The organism is Ethanoligenens sp., assembly GCF_047718355.1.
Classification (GTDB): domain Bacteria; phylum Bacillota; class Clostridia; order Oscillospirales; family Ethanoligenentaceae; genus Ethanoligenens.
This window is the reverse complement of sequence record NZ_JBDNLG010000038.1, coordinates 1-4254: the sequence shown is the minus strand read 5'-3', so window position 1 is coordinate 4254 and position 4254 is coordinate 1. Positions and strand designations below refer to the sequence as shown.

At 51.9% G+C, this 4254-nt stretch carries 4 protein-coding genes; all 4 read right to left on the bottom strand.

Features of this window, described 5'->3' with window-relative positions:
- Positions 1-67 precede the first annotated feature (67 nt).
- The 4 genes from speB to speD are packed head-to-tail and all read right to left on the bottom strand — an operon-like array spanning position 68 to position 4145.
- Positions 68-940, bottom strand: coding sequence for an agmatinase (speB, locus tag ABF463_RS07420; protein WP_415532945.1), 873 nt, complete (start codon positions 938-940; stop codon positions 68-70).
- The gene (speE, locus tag ABF463_RS07415) at positions 930-1790 is read right to left on the bottom strand and encodes a polyamine aminopropyltransferase (protein WP_415532944.1); all 861 of its coding nucleotides are present in this window, start codon (positions 1788-1790) and stop codon (positions 930-932) included. The genes speB and speE overlap by 11 nt, the downstream gene beginning before the upstream one ends.
- A 23-nt stretch (positions 1791-1813) precedes the next feature.
- Entirely contained in the window at positions 1814-3328 is a 1515-nt protein-coding gene (locus ABF463_RS07410) for an aminotransferase class I/II-fold pyridoxal phosphate-dependent enzyme (protein ID WP_415532943.1), read from the bottom strand.
- Positions 3321-4145 (bottom strand): adenosylmethionine decarboxylase, encoded by an 825-nt coding sequence (speD, locus tag ABF463_RS07405; RefSeq protein ID WP_415532942.1) that lies wholly within the window; start codon positions 4143-4145, stop codon positions 3321-3323. Before speD ends, ABF463_RS07410 begins: the two co-directional genes overlap by 8 nt.
- Positions 4146-4254 lie beyond the last annotated feature (109 nt).

The following is a 4254-nucleotide window of genomic DNA, read 5'->3' as shown; positions in this document are numbered from 1 at the left end:
TTTTTAACACTAATATAATAGTGTGGGCCGGCACAACCATGGTTTCGCCCCCCCTCGCCGTTTTCGCTTAACGCGTGTCTCTCATGGCGATACCCAATTCCCGCACCACTTTGCAGGCCACAGCGGTAGACACGCCGCTGGCGTCGTAATGCGGCGCAAGCTCTACCACATCCGCGCCTGCAATATGCAGGCGATGGAGTTTGCACAACGCATTGAGCAGTTCTTTAAAGGATACACCGCCGGGTTCCGGCGTACCGGTGCCTGAAAAAACTGATGGGTCAAGCACATCCAGATCAATGGTCACGTATACAGGGCGGCCTCCGATGGCTTCAATCGCCGCATCCAGCCCATCCAAATCAAACGGATGCAGCGTGGTATGGGCCTTTGCCCACTCGAATTCCTCACGCAGACCGGAACGGATGCCAAACTGAAAGATACGCCCGTCCCCCAGCTCGTCCCAGATACGCCGCAGTACCGTCGCATGAGAAAGCGGTTCGCCCAGGTAATCGACACGCAGGTCGGTATGCGCATCAAAATGCAGGACACACAAGTCGCCATGCCGGGCATGTACTGCTTGCAAAGCGGGCAATGTGACCAAATGTTCACCGCCCAGCATCAGCGGTCTTTTGCCTGCCCGCACGATTTTTCCGGCAAACGCGCCGATGTCCCCCAGCGCTCGTTCCACCCTCCCAAACGGCAAATCAAGGTCGCCCGCGTCATGAATGGCCGCGTCTTCCAGATTGGCGTCTTGATATGGGCTGTACGATTCCAGCCCATAGGAGTCCGGGCGCATTTGCGCGGGACCAAACCGCGAGCCTGGGCGGAATGTCACTGTGCCATCAAACGGTGCGCCAAACAGAACGATTTTGCTTTCCTCAAACGACGTCTCACACCCGATAAAACAAGTTGGTAGCAAAGACGGGGCTTTTTCATTCGCCATGTTCAAGCATCTCCCGCACATAGCTGGGCAACGCAAATGCAGCCGTGTGCAAATCGGTGTTGTAGTACTTGGTTTTCAGTCCCAGCGCGTTCCACCTGTCCGGTTGAAAATCCACAATAGGGTCATATTTCTTGGAGGCGAACCCAAACAGCCAGTGCCCGGACGGATACGTAGGGATGTAGAATTGATATACCCGCGCAATGGGGAATGTGTTTTTGATTTTAGAATGCGCACGTAACATTTCATGTGCATAAGCGGGATAGTACGGGCTTTCATGCTGATTGATCAAGATACCGTCATCTGCCAGCGCATGGTAACAGTTTTGGTAAAATGTATTGGTAAACAGGCCTTCGCCGGGACCGACCGGGTCTGTGGAATCCACCAGAACAAGATCATATTCGCCCTCTTGAGCACGTCCGACAAATTGCAAACCATCCTCAAAATGCATGTGCACGCGCGGGTCTTTGTCCAGCACAGCAGCAGTTTGTGGCAAATATTGCTGGCATAAGCGTACCACACGTTCGTCAATATCCACCAGATCGATGTGCTTCACGCCCGGATAGCGGCAAACCTCGCGGGCCGTGCCGCCGTCGCCGCCGCCAATGATCAGCACACGCTTCACCGCCGGATGCACCGCAAATGGCACATGGGTAATCATATCATGGTAGGCAAACTCATCTTTTTGCGTCACCATCATCAGCCCGTCGATTGTGAAGAATGTGCCAAACGTTTCCGACTCAAAAAAATCGATCTTCTGAAATGGCGTTTGCTCGCTGCAAAGCTGTTTGGTCACTTTAATTGAAAAGCGCACATCGTCGGTGTGATATTCGGAATACCATAAATCGGTCATGAAACCGCCTTCTTTCTAAAAGATCAAGGTTGCTCAAGAATCTTGATGGTATCGGCATTGCTCTCATCACCGACCAGCAGGCCGCCTTGCGCCCGGTAAAATGCATACGCGTCCAAGATTTCCTGTGTCAGCCATTCCCCGGGGATTGCCAGTGGGATTCCAGGCGGATAGATCATAATGGATTCACCGCAGATCTCATCCACGGCTTCGCTGATAGGCACCGCTATCTTTTCAGCGTAAAATGCTTCACGCGGTGTGATAACACCGTGCAGTTTTTGCAGCACCCCACTCATGGAAACACGAAATGGTTCTTTTTTGCCGTAAAATCGCCGACTCAGGTCGCGCAATGCATCGGTCAAGACGCGCAGTGTGGATGCATCATCGCCAATGGAAACAATAAACATGACGACATACGTTTCAGACAGTTCCGGCTGCACATGATAATCCTTGCGCATGATTTCATACGCTTTAAAGCCGGTGAGCCCCAGCTCGTTGACCCGCACCACCACTTTAGTCTCATCATAACCGCAGACGCCTGCCCCGTCAACACAATCAGCCGTCAGCACCGAAAGCCCCGGCATGGCATTGATCTCCGCCTTCATTGTACGCACCTGCTTGAGCAATTCGTCAAAAATGGCACGCCCCTGTGTGACAAGTTTCCGTCTGGCAATGTCTAAGCTGGTCATCAGCAAATAAGAAGCACTGGTGGTCTCAAACAGGTTGATAGCGGCGTGGACGCGGTCGCGCGTTAGATATGCGGTGTGCATGACCAGCGCCGAGCTTTGCGTCAACGCGCCGCCTGTTTTGTGCAGACTGATGGCGGACAAATCCGCACCCGCCTGCATCGCGCTTATCGGAAACGCAGGGTGGAACGGCAAATGTGCGCCGTGTGCTTCATCCACCAAGACAAGCATATTGTGGGCGTGCGCATATGCCACGATGGCAGGCAAATCTGACACCGCGCCGAAATAGGTAGGATTGATGAGAAAGACAGCTTTTGCGTCCGGATTGCGATCAATGGATTTTTTGATTGTTTCAAAGCGCACGCCGTTGAGGATACCATAAGTCTCATCAATCTCCGGCGCGACAAAGACCGGATGTGCGCCGCTCAAAATCAACGCGTTGATGGCGGATTTATGCACATTGCGCGGGATGATGATTTTGTCCTTTGGCTGGCAAGCCGCAAAAATCATGTATTGCACACCGCAGGTAGTCCCATTTACCAGAAAAAATGCCTCATCTGCGCCATAGGCTTGCGCAAGCAGCTTTTCGGCCTGTGCAATCACACCGGTTGGCTTACCGAGCATATCCAACTCGGGCGTAGAGTTGGCATCCATTCTCAGCACTTTCTCCCCGAATGCTTCCATAATCTCCGGACTATTGCGCTTTTTGTGACCCGGCACATCGAAATGCACCATATCGGTGTGTACATACCGTTCCATAGCCTCGAACAGTGGGGCGGTCTGCTGTTCCGCCATGGCTGACAATTCTGTAGCCGCAACATGCAGTTCCTGCTGCGTCGCCACGCGCTTACTCATGGAAACCCACCATATTGCGCCCGTAAAAGATTTCATCCATTTCCTTTTGCAATTTCCTCGTAATACGCTGCGCTTCGCCCGGGTGGATATCCTTTTCGGTAAAACCAAACAAATAGTTGTCCAGCGCAAATTCTTTCAGTTTGCATTTCGTATGAAAAATATTATCTTGATAGACATTAACGTCGATCATCTGGTAATTGTTGCGGACTTCACGCGGGATATAGTTTTGAATAGACGTCATTGGATGCTCCATAAACAGTTTTTTCCCCGCCACATTCCGGGTGAAGCCACGCACACGGTAGTCTAAGGTCATAATATCGGCTTCAAAGCTGCTGATGAGGTAATTGAGCGCGTTGAGTGGCGTGATTTCGCCGCAGGTGGACACATCGATGTCCGCCCGAAAGGTGCACACGCCTCCGTCTGGATGGTATTCAGGATAAGTGTGGACAGTGATATGGCTTTTGTCCAGATGCGCCAGTATGGTTTCCGGGGAAGCCGGACCGGAAGTCTCCTGCGTATCTTCCGCTCTTTGGGGTAGCATCGGTTCTTCACAAATGAGGATAGCGACGCTCGCTCCTTGTGGGTCGTAATCCTGCTTGGCAATGTTCAGAATATCGGCCCCAATGATTTGGGTCAGGTGTTTCAAAATGCCAGTCAGTCGGTCGGCGTTATACTGCTCGTCGATATAAGAAAGATACGCATTGCGGTCAACCACTGTTTTGGCATAGCAGATATCGTACATGTTGAAACTGAGCGACTTTGTTAAATTGTTGAACCCATAGAGCTTTATCCTGTTTTTCATCTTATCCCGTATCATGCTCCTCTAGATTAAATTGGGCAGATTTCCAGCCGCGCCCATAGGCTTGCGGCGCCGTGCCTTCCCGCCAGAAAGGTCACGACGCCGCCCGTGTATAGCAGTATTATTG